Origin of the sequence: Streptococcus mitis, assembly GCF_008763935.1 — a bacterium.
Lineage (GTDB): Bacteria > Bacillota > Bacilli > Lactobacillales > Streptococcaceae > Streptococcus > Streptococcus mitis_DB.
Genome location: NZ_VTQF01000005.1, coordinates 20,036 through 36,082 on the forward strand (window position 1 = coordinate 20,036; position 16,047 = coordinate 36,082).

The window sequence follows — 16,047 nt, forward strand, 5'->3', positions numbered from 1 at the left end:
TGTGAGATAAAACGTGCTGTCGGTAAAAGCAAGCCCCTACCGATACAACCTAAAAACACTCTTCACAACTATCTCCCCGTGTTTTATTGACTATTCTAGTATAGCATACTTTTAGAATTAAGAAAAGACTTTTTATTCACTTTCTTTAGCTTCTTCTATCGATAGGAAAATCATGGGTAAAATAATCAGGGCCATAGCTAGAAGAAGGGACCAATCCACTACCAAGCCTAAAAATAAAACACTCAAAAGGGCAGAAGAGAGAGGTTCACTGGCACTGATAACGGAAACCACCAAAGGAGAAACCAAGGAAACAGCCTTCATGGAAATAAAAAAGGCAAAAGCCGTCCCAAAGAAAGCGATAATGAGACAAATCAAGATACTCCAAATATCAAGAGTAAAGGAAAGCTGATAAACCGGCGAGAGGACATTGCTAAATAAACCGGCCAAAATCATCCCCCACCCAACGGTGGGAACAAAACCATAACGCTTAGCAAAAGGCTGAGGTAGGATAACATTAAACATAACCCCCATGGCACTCAGCAGACCTGTTATAAGAGCTAGCGGCGTCATGGATAATTGAGAGAGATCTCCCTTTGTCGCCATCAGGCAAACGCCCAGCATGGCAATCAAAACATAGAAAATAGCACTTTTTGACGCTCGTTTTTGATAAATTAAGCGATTGTAAAAGAGGATAAAGACAGGGCTAATAAACTGTAAAATAGTTGCTGTCGCTGCATTTGAATATTCTACGCAGAGGTAGAAAAAATACTGGACTGAAAAAATCCCCAAAATAGCATAGGCCAAAAAGGGCAGGTAATTTTTCTTATCTCGCCAAATATCTAGCACTTGCGATTTTAATTGCATCGCAGACCAAATGAGCACAAGACTCCCTGCTAGTGTCAAACGCATAGAGGTAATCCAGCCAGAGGATACTTGATAATGAGTAAAGAAATACTCTCCTAGAATCCCACAAATTCCCCAGATTAAGCCGGATAGGAGCGAATAAATGGTTCCTTTAACAATCTTTTTCTGATACTGATTCATACCTTTATTGTAACACGAAAGGAAAAAAGAAAAAAGTGGCAATCCATTGATTAGCCACTTCATTTAGAAAAGTTTAAAGAACTTATCGTCTCGCCCTTGAAGAAGAAGGTTTAGTATCGCTTGAATTGCTACTGTTGCTAGAACTACTACTTGAACTGTTATTCGAACTAGTACTTGAGCTGGAAGGAGTTGGCAGTGTGCTAACGATACTTGACCAAGCGTTTTGATAATCTGATTCGTTTCCTCCAATAGCAAAGTGATAGCTTGTTGTAGGAGCTCCCGCTTTATTAGCCCAATAGCTCGTTACAGTAGAACCTGAAAGATCCACTGTTTTTCCATTAACAGATACTTTGCCCGGCTTTTGCCCCGTAGACCTGAGGACCTGAGATTGGGTCACACTAGAATCAAGACTAAAGCGTTCATTGCCCCAAACACCAGGCTCAGCCTGTTGGATAGCATTGACCAAGTAAGCCATATATTTGGCATTTCGATAATGCCCAGCCCCCTTAGCCATTGGGCGGTTGTCATCATGCCCTAGCCAACCACCTAGAGTCAATCTTGGTGTTGACAGCATGAGCCACATGTTTTCATCTTCATTGGTTGTACCAGTCTTACCAATCCAGTCTGCACGAGCTAAGCTTGAATTGATAGAAGCCAAATCCGTTTGGAAACTTGAAGTGATCCGAGATGAAATCACCTCACGAAGCAAACTCTGCATAATTGTTGCCGTTGCCTTCGAGTACACTTGAACTGGTTTGTCTTGGAATTCATAAATTGCTCTACCGTCAGATGATTCAATCTTAGAAATCACATGTTTCTGATGGTAAACACCGTTATTAGCAATTGTTTGATAACCATTAGTATGCTGGGCAACTGTGACTTCAATCCCACCACCCATAGGCAGACTTTCGATACCGTACTCCGGAATCTCGTAACCCATTTTCTCCATGTAACCCTTGACATCCACACCCTTCTCACGCAGCATTCGATAGGTCCAATAGGCTGGGATATTCCACGAATAGTTCAAGGCTTCACCCAAAGTCATCATGCCTGTACCTGGACTATTTACATACATGATAGGATTGCCATTAGAGAATTTTGTCGGATAATTGGACAAGATACTAGCGCTACCCATCAAGCCTTGGTCAATGGCAATACCGTAGGCCAATAAAGGCTTGGTTGTAGAGGCTGGCGAGCGCTTAGTGTCAAAGGCGTGATTGTTTTGGTTTATTTGGTAATTACGACCACCAACAAAGCCTAGAACAGCCCCCGTTTTATTGTCCATCAAAACATTCCCTACTTCAGGCTGGCCAGTCGAATCATCTACCAAACGACCGTAGTTAGCAACTGCATTTTGCATGGCAGTATGGATTTTTTTATTGATTGTTGTCGTGATTTTATAGCCACCGTTACTTAGTTCCTGCTCAGCTCGCTCATGATAGGCCTTTTGAACTGCTTCCTTTTTCAACTCCTGACTAGAGACATTGTCCTGTTGAACTAAATAATCATACATACGGTCTGTCGCTTCAGCCATAGCCGTAAAGTAAAGGTAATCCCTCGAAACAGCATTGATAGTTCCTGATGGCAAAAAATCTTGTTTGAGATTATAATCCTTGTACTGGTCGTATTCTTCCTGAGTCAGAGCACCCGTACGGTACATGTTGTAGAGAACATCCTTGCCCCGCTTCAAACCAAGTTTTAAGTCTTCATCACTCTTTAACTCTCCAGTATTTTCATAAGGGGAATAAGTAATCGGACTCTGTGGCAAACCTGCTAAGAAAGCGGCTTGAGGAATACTCAACTTGTTGGCATCGATACCGAAAATCCCTTCAGCAGCTTGCTGAGCACCTGCAATATTCTGTCCTTTATGATTTCGACCAAAGGGAGCGACATTGAGATAAGTGGTCAAGATTTCATCCTTGCTCATACTGCGTTCCAAGGCAAGGGCATCGACAATTTCTGTAGCCTTACGAGCCAAAGTCGGAGCATCTCCGACCACTTGTTGCTTGATTAACTGTTGGGTCAAGGTCGAGCCCCCGCTAGATGAACCCAAACCTGCAAAGGTTCCCAAAGTCGCCCGAATCACAGCTTTTGGCACAACCCCGTTATGTTCAAGAAAATGTTCGTCCTCAGTAGCAACGATAGCCTTTTTGAGATTGTCTGATATCTCCTCAGATGAAACAGAAGTTCGCAGTAGGTCGCTCTCGATAGAAGCAATGACACTCCCATCTGCATAAACAATTTCTGAGATGGAAGAAATATTTTTAACCTGCTTGACCAAGTCCTCCGATTGGGGAACCTTGGCCTTGTCAAACAAAGCAACTCCATAACCAAGAGCTACACCAGCACCAAAAAGCCCACCGATAAAGCCTAGAATAAAGAGAGTATTCAAAATTCCTTTGATAACAACTAAAATGCTACCTAGGATAGCCAGAACTTTCCCACCTGTCCCATCCGACTGCTTCTCTTCTGAGACTTTCTCTGATTTTTTATGATTTATTTTTGATTTTACTAGCTGGAAAAATTCCAGCATTTTTTGTTTTAATTCATTTAATTGATTTTGCATGGATTTCCTCACTCTATCTATTATACCATAAAAGGTAAACTTTCAATAAAATAGCCACTTTCTTCCCTATTCTACTAGGCTATTGCCCAAGTTTGTGATACAATAGGTAGAAACAATATTTTTAAAAAGGAGAAAAGACACATGCACATTTTTGATGAGCTAAAAGAGCGTGGTTTGATTTTTCAAACGACTGATGAAGAAGCTTTGCGTAAAGCCCTAGAAGAAGGTCAAGTTTCTTATTATACTGGCTACGATCCAACTGCTGACAGCCTTCACCTAGGCCACCTTGTCGCAATCTTGACAAGTCGTCGCTTGCAGCTAGCAGGTCACAAACCTTATGCGCTCGTTGGCGGTGCTACAGGTCTCATCGGAGATCCGTCCTTCAAAGATGCTGAACGTAGTCTCCAAACAAAAGACACAGTAGATGGCTGGGTCAAGTCTATCCAAGGACAACTTTCTCGTTTTCTTGACTTTGAAAATGGTGAAAACAAGGCTGTCATGGTCAACAACTACGACTGGTTTGGCAGCATCAGCTTCATTGACTTCCTCCGTGATATCGGAAAATACTTTACTGTCAACTACATGATGAGCAAGGAGTCTGTGAAAAAACGGATTGAAACAGGAATTTCATACACTGAGTTTGCTTACCAAATCATGCAAGGTTACGACTTCTTCGTCCTTAACCAAGACCACAACGTAACGCTTCAAATCGGTGGTTCTGACCAGTGGGGAAATATGACAGCTGGTACCGAATTACTTCGTCGTAAGGCTGATAAGACTGGCCACGTTATCACTGTTCCATTGATTACAGATGCAACTGGTAAGAAATTTGGTAAATCAGAAGGAAACGCCGTCTGGCTTAATCCTGAAAAGACTTCTCCATACGAAATGTACCAATTTTGGATGAACGTTATGGACGCAGACGCTGTTCGCTTCTTGAAGATCTTTACTTTCTTGTCACTTGATGAGATTGAAGAAATCCGTAAACAATTTGAAGCAGCTCCACACGAACGCTTAGCTCAAAAAGTCTTGGCTCGTGAAGTCGTTACACTCGTTCACGGCGAAGAAGCTTACAAAGAAGCCCTCAACATCACTGAGCAACTCTTTGCAGGAAACATCAAAAACCTTTCTGTTAAAGAACTCAAACAAGGACTTCGTGGAGTGCCAAACTACCAAGTTCAAGCAGATGAAAACCACAATATCGTTGAACTGCTCGTCTCATCTGGTGTAGTTAACTCAAAACGCCAAGCCCGTGAAGACGTCCAAAACGGAGCTATCTACGTAAACGGCGACCGCATCCAAGACCTTGACTATGTCTTGAGTGACGCAGATAAGTTAGAGAACGAACTGACCGTTATCCGCCGTGGGAAGAAAAAATATTTTGTATTGACTTACTAAACTGTTCAACATTTACCTATAAAAAAAGGAGTTAACCTCGAGAAAGGTAACTCCTTTTTGCTGTTAATAACTCTCATCTATCTATTTTTAATAGACAGGCTACGCAGTACAATGCGCAAGGTTGTTAGATTATGTAAGATAGAGAGATTTGAAGGACTGAGCCAATTAAATAAGCCAAAGCCAATCAAACTACTATTTACGACAACGGTATCTTGAATATTCTTCTTGATGAGTGTTTGCAAAGATGATGATAGCCAATCCAACTCTTGGAAGAAATCCAAACGATTATCTAACAATAAGATATCGCTCATCTGCTTAGAAATATCTGCACTCTCATTCATCACCACACCGATATCTGATAGGGTTAGAGCAGCTGAGTCATTCAACCCATCCCCAACCATCAAAATAGTGTGACCTGCTTTCTGCAGTTCCTCTACTAACTCAAATTTCCCATCAGGTTTCAAGTCTGTATAGACCTGATCAAAGGGCAAATCTTTGACTAATTCCTCTGTTCTAACCAAGGTGTCCCCTGTTGCTAGAATCAATTTTTTCCCTTGTGCCTTAAGTTTCTCCAAGGCTGCTTTTGCTTCTTTTCTCAAAGGAGTATGAATGCAGAACATTCCAATCAATTCATTCTGATAAGCCAAGAATAAGAGATTGTAGTGACTCTTGTACTCTTCAATTAAAGCATTTTGTTCTGAACTGATATGAATCTGCTCATCCTGCATCAAGACATAATTCCCAATAAGAACTGGTTGCCCATCTATATGAGATTTGATCCCCTTGCTTGCAATATATTGGAGTTTCCCATGCATTTCCTCATGTTCAATCCCCTCTATCTCAGCTTGCTTGACGATGGCATTAGCAATAGGATGATAAATGTGTTCCTCAAGACAGGCACTGATTCTGAGAATATCTTCCTCACTATAGTCCCCAAAAGGTAACACCTTTTCAACTATAGGATAACTAGTTGTGATTGTTCCCGTCTTATCAAACAAGAAAGTATCAACTTCCAGATATTTCTCCAGAACATCCCCATCCTTAATCACCATTTCACGATTCAACCCCTCCTTGATAGCTGTTAAATAAGCTACAGGAGTAGAGATTTTCAAAGCGCAGGAGAAATCGACCAATAGGAAAGAAATAGCCTTAGAAAAAGAACCTGTTAATAGGTAAGTCAGACCAGCCCCCAAGAAATTATATTTGACGACCTTGTCCGCCATTTTGATGAAATAGCGTTGTTTCGTTTTCTTGTTTTCTTCAGATTTCTTCATCAACTCAATCAGCTGTAAAATCCGGCTGTTCATCTGATTATCGGTTACACGAATGCGCAACTCTCCAGTTTCTAATACTGTATTTGCACAAACCAAATCAGACTCTCTTTTTTCAACTGGAAAACTCTCTCCCGTCAAGGAACTTTCGTTGACCATACCTAAACCTGAAACTACTTGTCCATCAAACAGAATTTCATTTCCTTGAGATAGGACCAAGACATCTCCTATTTGAACATCGGAACTCTTGATACTAACAACCGTATCGCCCTGTACTAAGAATACATCGCTCTCTTTTGCAAGAAGGCTTTGTTCTAAATCTGTTGCAGTTTTTTTCAAGGACCACTGATCTAAATGATTCCCCAAATCAAGCATAAACATGATATTGCTAGCTGTCTTGGATTGGTTCATAAACAAGGACAATAAAATCGCCGAACAGTCCAAGACCTCCATCGTTAGTTCCTTACGCGCTAGTGTTTGATAGGCTTCTCTAATATAGCCAAAAGCCTGATAACAAGTCCATATATAGCGAATAGGATACGGCACAAAACTACGAAAAAGTATACGCTTAATCGCTGCACCTGAAACAATAGAATAAGCACTCTCTTCTCTACGAATGGGAAGAGTCATCAACTCAGAAACTTTCCCTTTATCAATTCTTTTTAAAAAGGCTTCTGCATTATCTAATACAGAAAAGCCTTCTTTTATACGTAGAGTAAAGTGCTGTTGATCCATGTAAAACTGGATAGACTCAATCCCCTTTTCATCTCTCGCCAAGGAACGAAGATAGTCTTGAATATCCAAGGTGAGTGAAAAAGAAGATGATAGTCGGATATGTTGGTATCCTCTATGTAGCACTTTAAAAGACATATTATTCTCCTATAAGGCTATCTAATTGCTCTTCTTTTTTCTCTTGCTCGTACAAATATTTGGCATCTTGCAAGACATCGTCTCCATGTTGTTTCACAACAGAAACAGATGCATCTAGCCCGTCTTTCAACTTGTAAGCCTTAGCCAAAGCTTTAGAATAACCTTTTTTAGCTTCCTTACTTGCTAAGATTTTCAAGCCAAGGGTACCAAATGCGACACCACCCAAAAAGAGTGATGATTTTTTCGCAACTTTTGCAACGGTTAATACTTCTTTTAACATACTTATTTCCTCCTTATCATTATTATATAGAAATTTCGATATAAAAGCAATTTTATTCTATAAATTGGAGAATTAGTTTTATTTCTACTGAATCTCCCATCTACTTATTCCTAAAGTTGCTTTCATTTGCCTCTTTTGATACACTTAAACTATGAATACAAATCTCAAACCCAAACTTCAACGTTTTGCTTCTGCTACTGCCTTTGCCTGTCCCATCTGTCAAGAAAAGCTACCTCTAGTAGCTAGCAGTCTCAAGTGTAGCAATCACCATTCTTTTGATCTGTCAAAATTCGGCTATGTCAATCTGGCACCTCAAATCAAGCAATCTGCCAACTACGACAAGGAAAACTTCCAAAATCGCCAGCAAATCCTAGAAGCTGGATTTTATCAAGCTATTCTAGAGGCTGTATCTGATTTACTTTCAAACTCAAAAAATGCCAAAACAATTTTAGATATCGGTTGTGGTGAAGGTTTCTATTCTCGTAAACTCCAAGAAAGCCATCCTGACAAAACCTTCTATGCCTTCGACATTTCCAAAGATTCCGTCCAAATCGCTGCCAAGAGCGAACCCAACTGGGCAGTCAATTGGTTCGTTGGTGACTTGGCACGACTTCCTATAAAAGACGCCAGTATGGATATCCTGCTTGATATCTTCTCACCTGCCAACTATGGAGAATTTCGTCGCGTTTTATCCAAAGACGGTATCTTGATAAAGGTTATTCCAACTAAAAATCACCTCAAGGAAATCCGTCAGAAGGTACAAGACCAGCTGACAAACAAGGACTATTCCAACCAAGATATCAAAAATCATTTCCAAGATCACTTTACCATCCTATCTAGTCAAACTGCCTCACTAACCCAGTCTATCACAGCAAAGCAGCTCCAAGCCCTACTCAGTATGACTCCTCTCCTCTTTCACATCGACCAGAGCAAGATTGACTGGAGCCAACTGACAGAGATTACCATTGAAGCAGAGATTTTGGTTGGGAGAGAACTATAATTGACACAAAAAACCGCATTTCAAGAAGATCTGCGGTTTTAAATTTCAATTTTTAAACTATCTATCCCAAAAGTCTAAAACATTTAAAGCTTTTAGCTTCTCCATTTATTTTCGATTCGAAATAAAAAACTTATCAATAAATAGCAAGTGAAATAAGGCAAGTGTAATTCCCGATAAGCACCCATGATAAGAGATTTCTTGATGGGTAAGGGGGTAAAGATTACTATTACCCGCCAAGAGGCATGTTAAAATAACAAATAAAATCCAAAATAAATCAGTCCATTTATATTTTGAAAAATATTTTTTCCACATAAGAACACCTTCTTTCCTACAATCATATTATAATACTTTGTGTAAGTGAATACAAGAGATATGAGGTAATCAACTACGAAGAAGCATGAGGTTGAAAGACAGTAAAACCAACTTTTTAAACGTTCAATGTGTCTATGATTTCTCTCTTTTTAAGACAAGATTGGCTCAAATCCATAGCATTCAAAAAAGCGAATTTCAATCGAAATTCGCTTTATAGGAAAGTGTATTAGTCTAAATCTTGTATCTTATACTCAATGAAAATCAAAGAGCAAACTAGGAAGCTAGCCGCAGGCTGTACTTGAGTACGGCAAGGCAACGCTGACGTGGTTTGAAGAGATTTTCGAAGAGTATTAATTCAAGTGCCAGATATCTTCGTTATACTGAGCGATTGTACGGTCAGATGAGAAGAATCCTGCTTTAGAAATGTTAACGATAACTTTATCCAACCATGCGTCACGGTCTTCGTAGTCAGCCAACATTTGCTCTTTGACTTTGATGTAGTCTTCCAAGTCAAGAAGAGTCATGAACCAGTCTTTGTTGATCAATTCCTTGTAAAGACGTTCCAAGCGCTCTTTGTTTCCAGCTGCAAGAACTGCATCGCTAACGATGAAGTCAACCAATGGTTTGATAGCTTTACGGGCGTAGAATTCGCTTGATTTGTAAGCTGCTTTTTCGTAAAGGTCGATAACAGTTTCTGAATCTTCACCAAAGATATAGATGTTTTCGTCACCAACTAACTCAGCGATTTCCACGTTAGCTCCGTCCATAGTACCAAGAGTCAAAGCTCCGTTCAACATGAATTTCATGTTACCAGTACCTGAAGCTTCTTTAGAAGCAAGTGAGATTTGTTCTGAGATATCACATGCTGGGATAAGGAAGCTTGCTGCAGTAACGTTGTAGTTTTCAACCATAACTACTTGCAAGTGTGGAGCTACTGCTGGATCGTTAGCAATAACTTCTGACATGCAAAGGATCAAGTGGATGATGTCTTGAGCGATTGTGTAGGCTGGAGCTGCTTTACCACCAAAGAAGATTGTGATTGGGCGAGCAGGGATGTTACCAGCTTTGATGTCAAGGTATTTGTGGATCACGTACAAAGCGTTCATTTGTTGGCGTTTGTACTCGTGAAGACGTTTGATTTGGATGTCAAAGATAGAGTTTGGATTGATTTCCACACCTTGGTGTTCTTTCAAGTGACGAGCTAATTTACGTTTGTTGTGAGCCTTGATGCTTTCCAATTTTTCTTTGACAGCTGCTTTGTCTTCATAAGACAAGAGTTTCTCAAGCTCATCAGCTTCATGGTGCCAACCTTCTCCAAGAATCTCATCCAAGTAGTGAGACAAGCTTGGGTTAGCATGCATGAGCCAACGACGGAAAGTGATACCGTTTGTTTTGTTGTTGAATTTTTCTGGGTAAAGGTCGTAGAAAGCTTTCAACTCAGAGTTCTTCAAGATTTCAGTGTGAAGTGCTGCTACTCCGTTAACGCTGTATCCGTAGTGGATATCCATGTGAGCCATGTGAACACGTCCACTCTCGTCAATAATTTGAACAGCTGGATCTTTGTATTCTGCTTTCACGCGACGGTCCAATTCTTCGATGATTGGTACCAAGTGAGGAACCACTTCTTGCAAGAATTCAAGAGGCCATTTTTCAAGGGCTTCAGCAAGGATTGTGTGGTTAGTGTAGGCAGTCATGTTACGAACGATTGAGATTGCTTCGTCAAGCTCGATACCACGAGCAGTCAAAAGACGGATCAACTCAGGAATAACCATTGATGGGTGAGTATCGTTGATTTGGACAACTGCGTAGTCAGCAAGGTCATGCAAGTTGCTTCCTTTTTCGATTGCTTCGTCGATGATCAATTGCGCACCGTTTGAAACCATGAAGTATTGTTGGAAGATACGGAGCAATTCACCTTGACGGTCACTATCATCTGGGTAAAGGAAGAGAGTCAAGTTGCGAGCGATATCTGTCTTGTCAAAGTTGATACCGTCTTTAATGATTGAAGAATCAACTGAATCCAAGTCAAACAAACGCAAGCGGTTCTTAGTTTCTGTCTTGTAACCAGGTACATCGATATCGTAAAGAGTTGATGTCAATGTGAAGTGAGCAAATGGCACTTGGTAGCTACGGCTTGAGCGAACCAACCAGTTTTGCTCTGTCAACCATGCGTTTGGAATTGTTTCTTGTTGGTTGTTTTTAAGAACTTGTTGGAAAAGACCGTAGTGGTAGTTAAGACCAACACCGTCACCGTTCAAACCAAGAGTAGCAATTGAGTCGATAAAGCAGGCAGCCAAACGTCCCAAACCACCATTACCAAGAGATGGTTCCAGTTCAACTTCTTCAACTTCGATCAAGTCTTTACCTGCAGCTGCAAGTTCTTTTTTGACATCGTCGTAAAGACCAAGGTTGATCAAATTGTTTGACAAGAGCTTACCAATCAAGAACTCAGCTGAGATGTAGTAAACTTTTTTCTTACCAGTGTTAACTGGTTTTTGACTGCTTGCAAGCTTGCTGTAGTTAAGAAGAGCCAGGTAAAGCTCTTCATTGCTACATTCTGCAATGGTTTTATTGTAACGATTTTGTACAAATTCTTGTAGTGATAACATGTTTAAGGTGTCTCCTGATATTGTATTATTTCTTTAATTCTACCAAATTTTCATTGATTCGGCGATAGATTGTTGTCAAGTCAAGCAAGCCTTCCTCGACAGCTGGTGTCAATTGATCTTCAGTCATACGCCAAGACCAGTTTCCACCAAGGGTAGATGGGAAGTTCATACGAGCTGCCTCATCCAATTCTAGCAAATCTTGCATAGTTGCAATTGCCATGAAGCTAACTGATGAAAAGACTGTACGAAGCATAGCATGTGGCACTGTTTCGTATTCTTTACGGTTAGTGTAGCGCGCCATGTATTCACGAGTCGCATCATCGATCTCGTTACGGTACCAACCAAGGACCGTATTGTTATCGTGTGTTCCTGTGTACATAACTGAGTTAGCAGGTGCCAAGTGTGGGCTATCGATGCTTTCGTCTTCTGGGTTGAAAGCAAATTGAAGAATCTTCATTCCTGGGAAGCCAGTACGTTCACGCAATTCGATAACTTCGTCTGTCATGAAACCAAGGTCTTCTGCGATGATGTTTAGCTCACCAAGCTCTTCCTTAACGGCTGCAAAAAGCTTGTAGCCAGGACCTTTCACCCACTCACCAGGTGCTGCTGTATCGGAACCAGCAGGGATTTCCCAGTAAGATTCGAAACCACGGAAGTGGTCGATACGAACGATGTCGTAGATTTTGAAGCTTTCACGCAAGCGTTCAATCCACCATTTGTAGCCGTCTTTGTCCATTGCTTCCCAGTCATAGATTGGGTTACCCCAAAGCTGACCAGTTGCAGAAAATTCATCTGGTGGGCATCCTGCGATGCAAGTCGCCTTACCGTTGACATCTGTCTTGAAGAGATGTGGATTTGCCCACATATCGCTTGAATCTTCCGCTACGTAGATTGGCATGTCCCCAACGATTTCGATGTGGTTGTCGTTAGCGTAAGCTTTCAATTTCAACCATTGTTGGAAGAAGAAGTATTGAGTCACACGGTGGTAAACCAACTTGTCTGCCAATTGTTCACGGTAGCTTTCAAGTGCTGAAGCTTTACGAGCACGAGCATCTGCATCTGGCCATTCAGTCCAAGCAAGATTATCAAAATGCTCTTTGATAGCCATATACTCTGCAAAGAGTTCAAGCCATGATTGGTTGTCTTGAGCAAATTTCTCAAAATCTTTAACATCTCCTACTTCCAAGAAACGTTTTACCGCTTTTTCTAAAAGAGGACGACGTGCATAGTAGATTTTCGCATAATCAACTTCAGACGCATCACTACCAAAGTCAACCCCTTCAAGGTCACTTGCTTGCAACAAGCCTTGTTCCACCAAGATATCTAAATCGATAAAATGAGTGTTCCCTGCGAAGGCTGAGAAAGATTGGTAAGGAGAATCTCCGTAACTAGTTGTTCCTAGTGGAAGGATTTGCCAGTAACGTTGTTTTGTGCGAACCAAGAAATCAACGAAGTCGTAAGCACTTTTACCAAATGATCCGATTCCGTATGCTCCTGGAAGAGAAGAAATGTGCATCAACACACCACTTTGACGTTTTTTCATAATAAGCACCTCATGTGTTTATAGTTAGATATTACATTTTTACGAGCGCAAACGTTTGCGCTATGATTAGTATATCTCATTTTCTTGATAAATGCAAGCGGTTTTAAATAACTTTTTTGATTATTTTTTTAAATTTTTTTCTTCTTACTCGTATATATATTCTTTCAGGAAACAAACAAAATAGGAATAAGGGTTTCACTTATCTCATTAAGCAAAAATAAAGAGAGAATCCTCCCTGCTTTCTGTTTGAAACTTAGGCAATCGTTTTCTCAACTTTTTTTAAATGTAAAACAAAACCGATTTTTGGGATTTTCTACTATTATATAATGATGAAGCGTTTACTTTTTTTACAATTTTTTTAAAAATTTTTACAAAAAACACTTGCAACCGCTTTCTGATTGTGTTATACTAGTCCCATAAAGGAAAACGTTTGCGTTTCCTCATTATAAAATTTGTTATTCTTTAGGAGGAATACACTATGTCATCTAAATTCATGAAGAGCGCTGCTGTGCTTGGAACTGCTACACTTGCTAGCTTGCTTTTGGTAGCTTGCGGAAGCAAAACTGCTGATAAGCCTGCTGATTCTGGTTCATCTGAAGCCAAAGAACTCACTTTCTACGTTGAAGACCAATATAAAGCCTTTGCTGAATCAGCTGCAAAAGCTTACGAAAAAGAAGCTGGCGTAAAAGTTACCATCAAAACAGGAGACCAAATGGGTGGGCTTGACAAACTTTCTCTTGACAACCAATCAGGTCAAGCTGCTGACGTTATGATGGCTCCATACGACCGTGTAGGTAGCCTTGGTACTGACGGACAACTTTCAGAAGTTAAATTGAGCGACGGCGCTAAAACAGATGATAAAACTAAATCTCTTGTAACAGCTGCTGATGGTAAAGTTTACGGTGCTCCTGCTGTTATCGAGTCACTTGTTATGTACTACAACAAAGACTTGGTAAAAGAAGCTCCAAAAACTTTTGCTGACTTAGAAAACCTTGCTAAAGATAGCAAATATGCCTTCGCTGGAGAAGATGGAAAAACTTCTGCTTTCCTAGCTGACTGGACAAACTTCTACTATGCATATGGACTTCTTGCTGGTAACGGTGCTTACGTATTCGGACAAAACGGTAAAGACGCCAAAGATATCGGTCTTGCAAACGACGGTTCTATCGCAGGTATCAACTACGCTAAATCTTGGTATGAAAAATGGCCTAAAGGTATGCAAGATACTGAAGGTGCTGGCAACTTAATCCAAACTCAATTCCAAGAAGGTAAAACAGCTGCTATCATCGACGGACCTTGGAAAGCTCAAGCCTTTAAAGATGCTAAAGTAAACTACGGTGTTGCAACTATCCCAACTCTTCCAAATGGAAAAGAATATGCTGCATTCGGTGGTGGTAAAGCTTGGATCATCCCATCAAGCACTAAGAACCTTGAAGGCGCTCAAAAATTTGTAGACTTCCTTGTTTCAACTGAAGAACAAAAAGCCTTCTACGATACAACTAACGAAATCCCAGCTAACACTGAAGCTCGTACATATGCTGAAGGTAAAAATGATGAGTTGACAACAGCTGTTATCAAACAGTTCAAGAACGCTCAACCAATGCCAAACATCTCTCAAATGTCTGCAGTTTGGGATCCAGCGAAAACTATGCTCTTTGATGCTGTAAGTGGTAAGAAAGATGCGAAAACAGCTGCTAACGACGCTGTAACATTGATCAAAGAAACAATCAAACAAAAATTTGGTGAATAAAAAATTTGTTCAAGGGGGGTGGAAATCAAACCCCCCTTTGAATTTATCAATCAAAAACATATATAGTTTAGGTTTTAATTAGAAACCAGTATCCTATGAAAGGAGTTATTATGGAAAAGCAACAACCTAGTAAAGCAGCTCTGCTGTCTATCATTCCTGGGTTAGGACAGATTTACAATAAACAAAAAGCCAAAGGTTTTATCTTCCTTGGTGTAACCATCGTATTCGTCCTTTACTTCCTAGCACTTGCAGCCCCTGAATTGAGCAATCTCATCACTCTTGGTGACAAACCAGGTCGTGATAATTCCCTCTTTATGCTGATTCGTGGTGCCTTCCATTTAATCTTTGTAGTTGTTTATGTACTCTTTTATTTCGCAAATATCAAAGACGCACATACAACTGCCAAACACATTAATAATGGCATACCAGTAGCACTTACCTTTAAAGAAATGGTCAAAGGAATCTATGAAAATGGCTTCCCTTACCTCTTAATCATTCCATCTTACATTGCCATGACTTTTGCGATTATCTTCCCAGTTATCGTAACCTTGATGATCGCCTTTACCAACTACGACTTCCAACACTTGCCACCAAACAAATTGTTGGACTGGGTTGGTTTGACCAACTTTACAAACATTTGGAGCTTGAGTACCTTCCGTTCTGCCTTTGGTGCCGTCCTTTCTTGGACTATCATCTGGGCTTTATCTGCCTCAACTTTACAGATCGTCATTGGTATCTTCACAGCTATCATTGCTAACCAACCATTTATCAAAGGAAAACGTATCTTCGGTGTTATTTTCCTTCTTCCTTGGGCTGTCCCAGCCTTCATCACTATCCTGACATTCTCAAACATGTTTAACGATAGTGTTGGTGCTATCAACACTCAAGTATTGCCAATCTTGGCTAAATTCCTTCCTTTCCTTGATGGTGCTCTTATTCCTTGGAAAACAGACCCAACTTGGACTAAGATTGCCTTGATTATGATGCAAGGTTGGCTTGGATTCCCATATATCTACGTTTTGACCTTGGGTATCTTGCAATCTATTCCTAACGACCTTTACGAAGCAGCTTATATTGACGGTGCTAATGCTTGGCAAAAATTCCGCAACATCACTTTCCCAATGATCTTGGCTGTTGCTGCACCTACTTTGATTAGCCAATACACCTTCAACTTTAACAACTTCTCTATCATGTACCTCTTCAATGGTGGAGGTCCTGGTAGTGTCGGAGGGGGAGCTGGTTCAACTGATATCTTGATCTCATGGATCTACCGTTTGACAACAGGTACATCTCCTCAATACTCAATGGCGGCTGCTGTTACCTTGATTATCTCTATCATTGTCATCTCAATCTCTATGATCGCATTCAAGAAACTACACGCATTTGATATGGAGGACGTCTAAG

11 protein-coding genes are annotated in these 16,047 nt (G+C 40.5%); 4 read left to right on the top strand and 7 right to left on the bottom strand.

Annotated elements, in window-relative coordinates:
* Positions 1–132: 132 nt before the first annotated feature.
* Both F9B91_RS08095 and pbp1b read right to left on the bottom strand, forming a co-directional pair.
* Complete coding sequence (locus tag F9B91_RS08095) at positions 133–1,044, bottom strand: DMT family transporter (RefSeq protein ID WP_150922926.1); 912 nt, start codon at positions 1,042–1,044, stop codon at positions 133–135.
* An 82-nt stretch (positions 1,045–1,126) separates the two neighbouring features.
* Positions 1,127–3,610, bottom strand: coding sequence for a penicillin-binding protein PBP1B (gene pbp1b / locus F9B91_RS08100; protein ID WP_150922927.1), 2,484 nt, complete (start codon positions 3,608–3,610; stop codon positions 1,127–1,129).
* A 141-nt stretch (positions 3,611–3,751) separates the two neighbouring features.
* On the opposite strand from pbp1b, the gene tyrS reads away from it, so the two are divergent.
* The gene (tyrS, locus tag F9B91_RS08105) at positions 3,752–5,008 is read left to right on the top strand and encodes a tyrosine--tRNA ligase (protein WP_150922928.1); all 1,257 of its coding nucleotides are present in this window, start codon (positions 3,752–3,754) and stop codon (positions 5,006–5,008) included.
* A 77-nt stretch (positions 5,009–5,085) separates the two neighbouring features.
* On the opposite strand, the gene F9B91_RS08110 is transcribed toward tyrS, so the two are convergent.
* Entirely contained in the window at positions 5,086–7,149 is a 2,064-nt protein-coding gene (locus F9B91_RS08110; RefSeq protein ID WP_049500520.1) for a heavy metal translocating P-type ATPase, read from the bottom strand.
* Position 7,150: 1 nt separating this feature from the next.
* Positions 7,151–7,429: a DUF6110 family protein gene (locus F9B91_RS08115; RefSeq protein WP_000910910.1), complete on the bottom strand. Its 279-nt coding sequence runs from the start codon at positions 7,427–7,429 to the stop codon at positions 7,151–7,153.
* A gap of 151 nt (positions 7,430–7,580) precedes the next feature.
* Between F9B91_RS08115 and F9B91_RS08120 the strand changes: the two genes are divergently transcribed.
* Entirely contained in the window at positions 7,581–8,429 is an 849-nt protein-coding gene (locus F9B91_RS08120; RefSeq protein WP_045610942.1) for a methyltransferase domain-containing protein, read from the top strand.
* Positions 8,430–8,534: 105 nt separating this feature from the next.
* Here F9B91_RS08120 and F9B91_RS11480 read toward each other — a convergent pair whose 3' ends face one another.
* From F9B91_RS11480 to malQ, 3 genes are all read right to left on the bottom strand, one after another.
* Positions 8,535–8,741 (bottom strand): hypothetical protein, encoded by a 207-nt coding sequence (locus F9B91_RS11480; RefSeq protein WP_000265676.1) that lies wholly within the window; start codon positions 8,739–8,741, stop codon positions 8,535–8,537.
* Between the two features lie 350 nt (positions 8,742–9,091).
* Positions 9,092–11,350, bottom strand: coding sequence for a glycogen/starch/alpha-glucan family phosphorylase (gene glgP, locus F9B91_RS08130; RefSeq protein WP_084926038.1), 2,259 nt, complete (start codon positions 11,348–11,350; stop codon positions 9,092–9,094).
* Positions 11,351–11,375: 25 nt separating this feature from the next.
* On the bottom strand, positions 11,376–12,893 hold the full coding sequence (gene malQ / locus F9B91_RS08135) for a 4-alpha-glucanotransferase (protein ID WP_000747274.1): 1,518 nt from the start codon (positions 12,891–12,893) through the stop codon (positions 11,376–11,378).
* A gap of 478 nt (positions 12,894–13,371) precedes the next feature.
* On the opposite strand from malQ, the gene F9B91_RS08140 reads away from it, so the two are divergent.
* Positions 13,372–14,643 (top strand): extracellular solute-binding protein, encoded by a 1,272-nt coding sequence (locus F9B91_RS08140; RefSeq protein ID WP_023947615.1) that lies wholly within the window; start codon positions 13,372–13,374, stop codon positions 14,641–14,643.
* 110 nt (positions 14,644–14,753) lie between these two features.
* Positions 14,754–16,046, top strand: a complete 1,293-nt coding sequence (locus F9B91_RS08145) for a sugar ABC transporter permease (RefSeq protein WP_031237127.1) — start codon at positions 14,754–14,756, stop codon at positions 16,044–16,046.
* The last annotated feature ends 1 nt before the right edge of the window (position 16,047 follow it).

What these genes read in the sequence shown, in the direction of transcription:
- F9B91_RS08145 (WP_031237127.1), top strand. Translation starts at nt 14,754, where the DNA reads ATGGAAAAGCAACAACCTAGTAAAGCAGCTCTGCTGTCTATCATTCCT.
- glgP (WP_084926038.1), bottom strand. Translation starts at nt 11,350, where the DNA reads ATGTTATCACTACAAGAATTTGTACAAAATCGTTACAATAAAACCATT.
- pbp1b (WP_150922927.1), bottom strand. Translation starts at nt 3,610, where the DNA reads ATGCAAAATCAATTAAATGAATTAAAACAAAAAATGCTGGAATTTTTC.
- F9B91_RS08110 (WP_049500520.1), bottom strand. Translation starts at nt 7,149, where the DNA reads ATGTCTTTTAAAGTGCTACATAGAGGATACCAACATATCCGACTATCA.
- tyrS (WP_150922928.1), top strand. Translation starts at nt 3,752, where the DNA reads ATGCACATTTTTGATGAGCTAAAAGAGCGTGGTTTGATTTTTCAAACG.
- F9B91_RS08140 (WP_023947615.1), top strand. Translation starts at nt 13,372, where the DNA reads ATGTCATCTAAATTCATGAAGAGCGCTGCTGTGCTTGGAACTGCTACA.
- F9B91_RS08115 (WP_000910910.1), bottom strand. Translation starts at nt 7,429, where the DNA reads ATGTTAAAAGAAGTATTAACCGTTGCAAAAGTTGCGAAAAAATCATCA.
- F9B91_RS08095 (WP_150922926.1), bottom strand. Translation starts at nt 1,044, where the DNA reads ATGAATCAGTATCAGAAAAAGATTGTTAAAGGAACCATTTATTCGCTC.
- F9B91_RS08120 (WP_045610942.1), top strand. Translation starts at nt 7,581, where the DNA reads ATGAATACAAATCTCAAACCCAAACTTCAACGTTTTGCTTCTGCTACT.
- F9B91_RS11480 (WP_000265676.1), bottom strand. Translation starts at nt 8,741, where the DNA reads ATGTGGAAAAAATATTTTTCAAAATATAAATGGACTGATTTATTTTGG.
- malQ (WP_000747274.1), bottom strand. Translation starts at nt 12,893, where the DNA reads ATGAAAAAACGTCAAAGTGGTGTGTTGATGCACATTTCTTCTCTTCCA.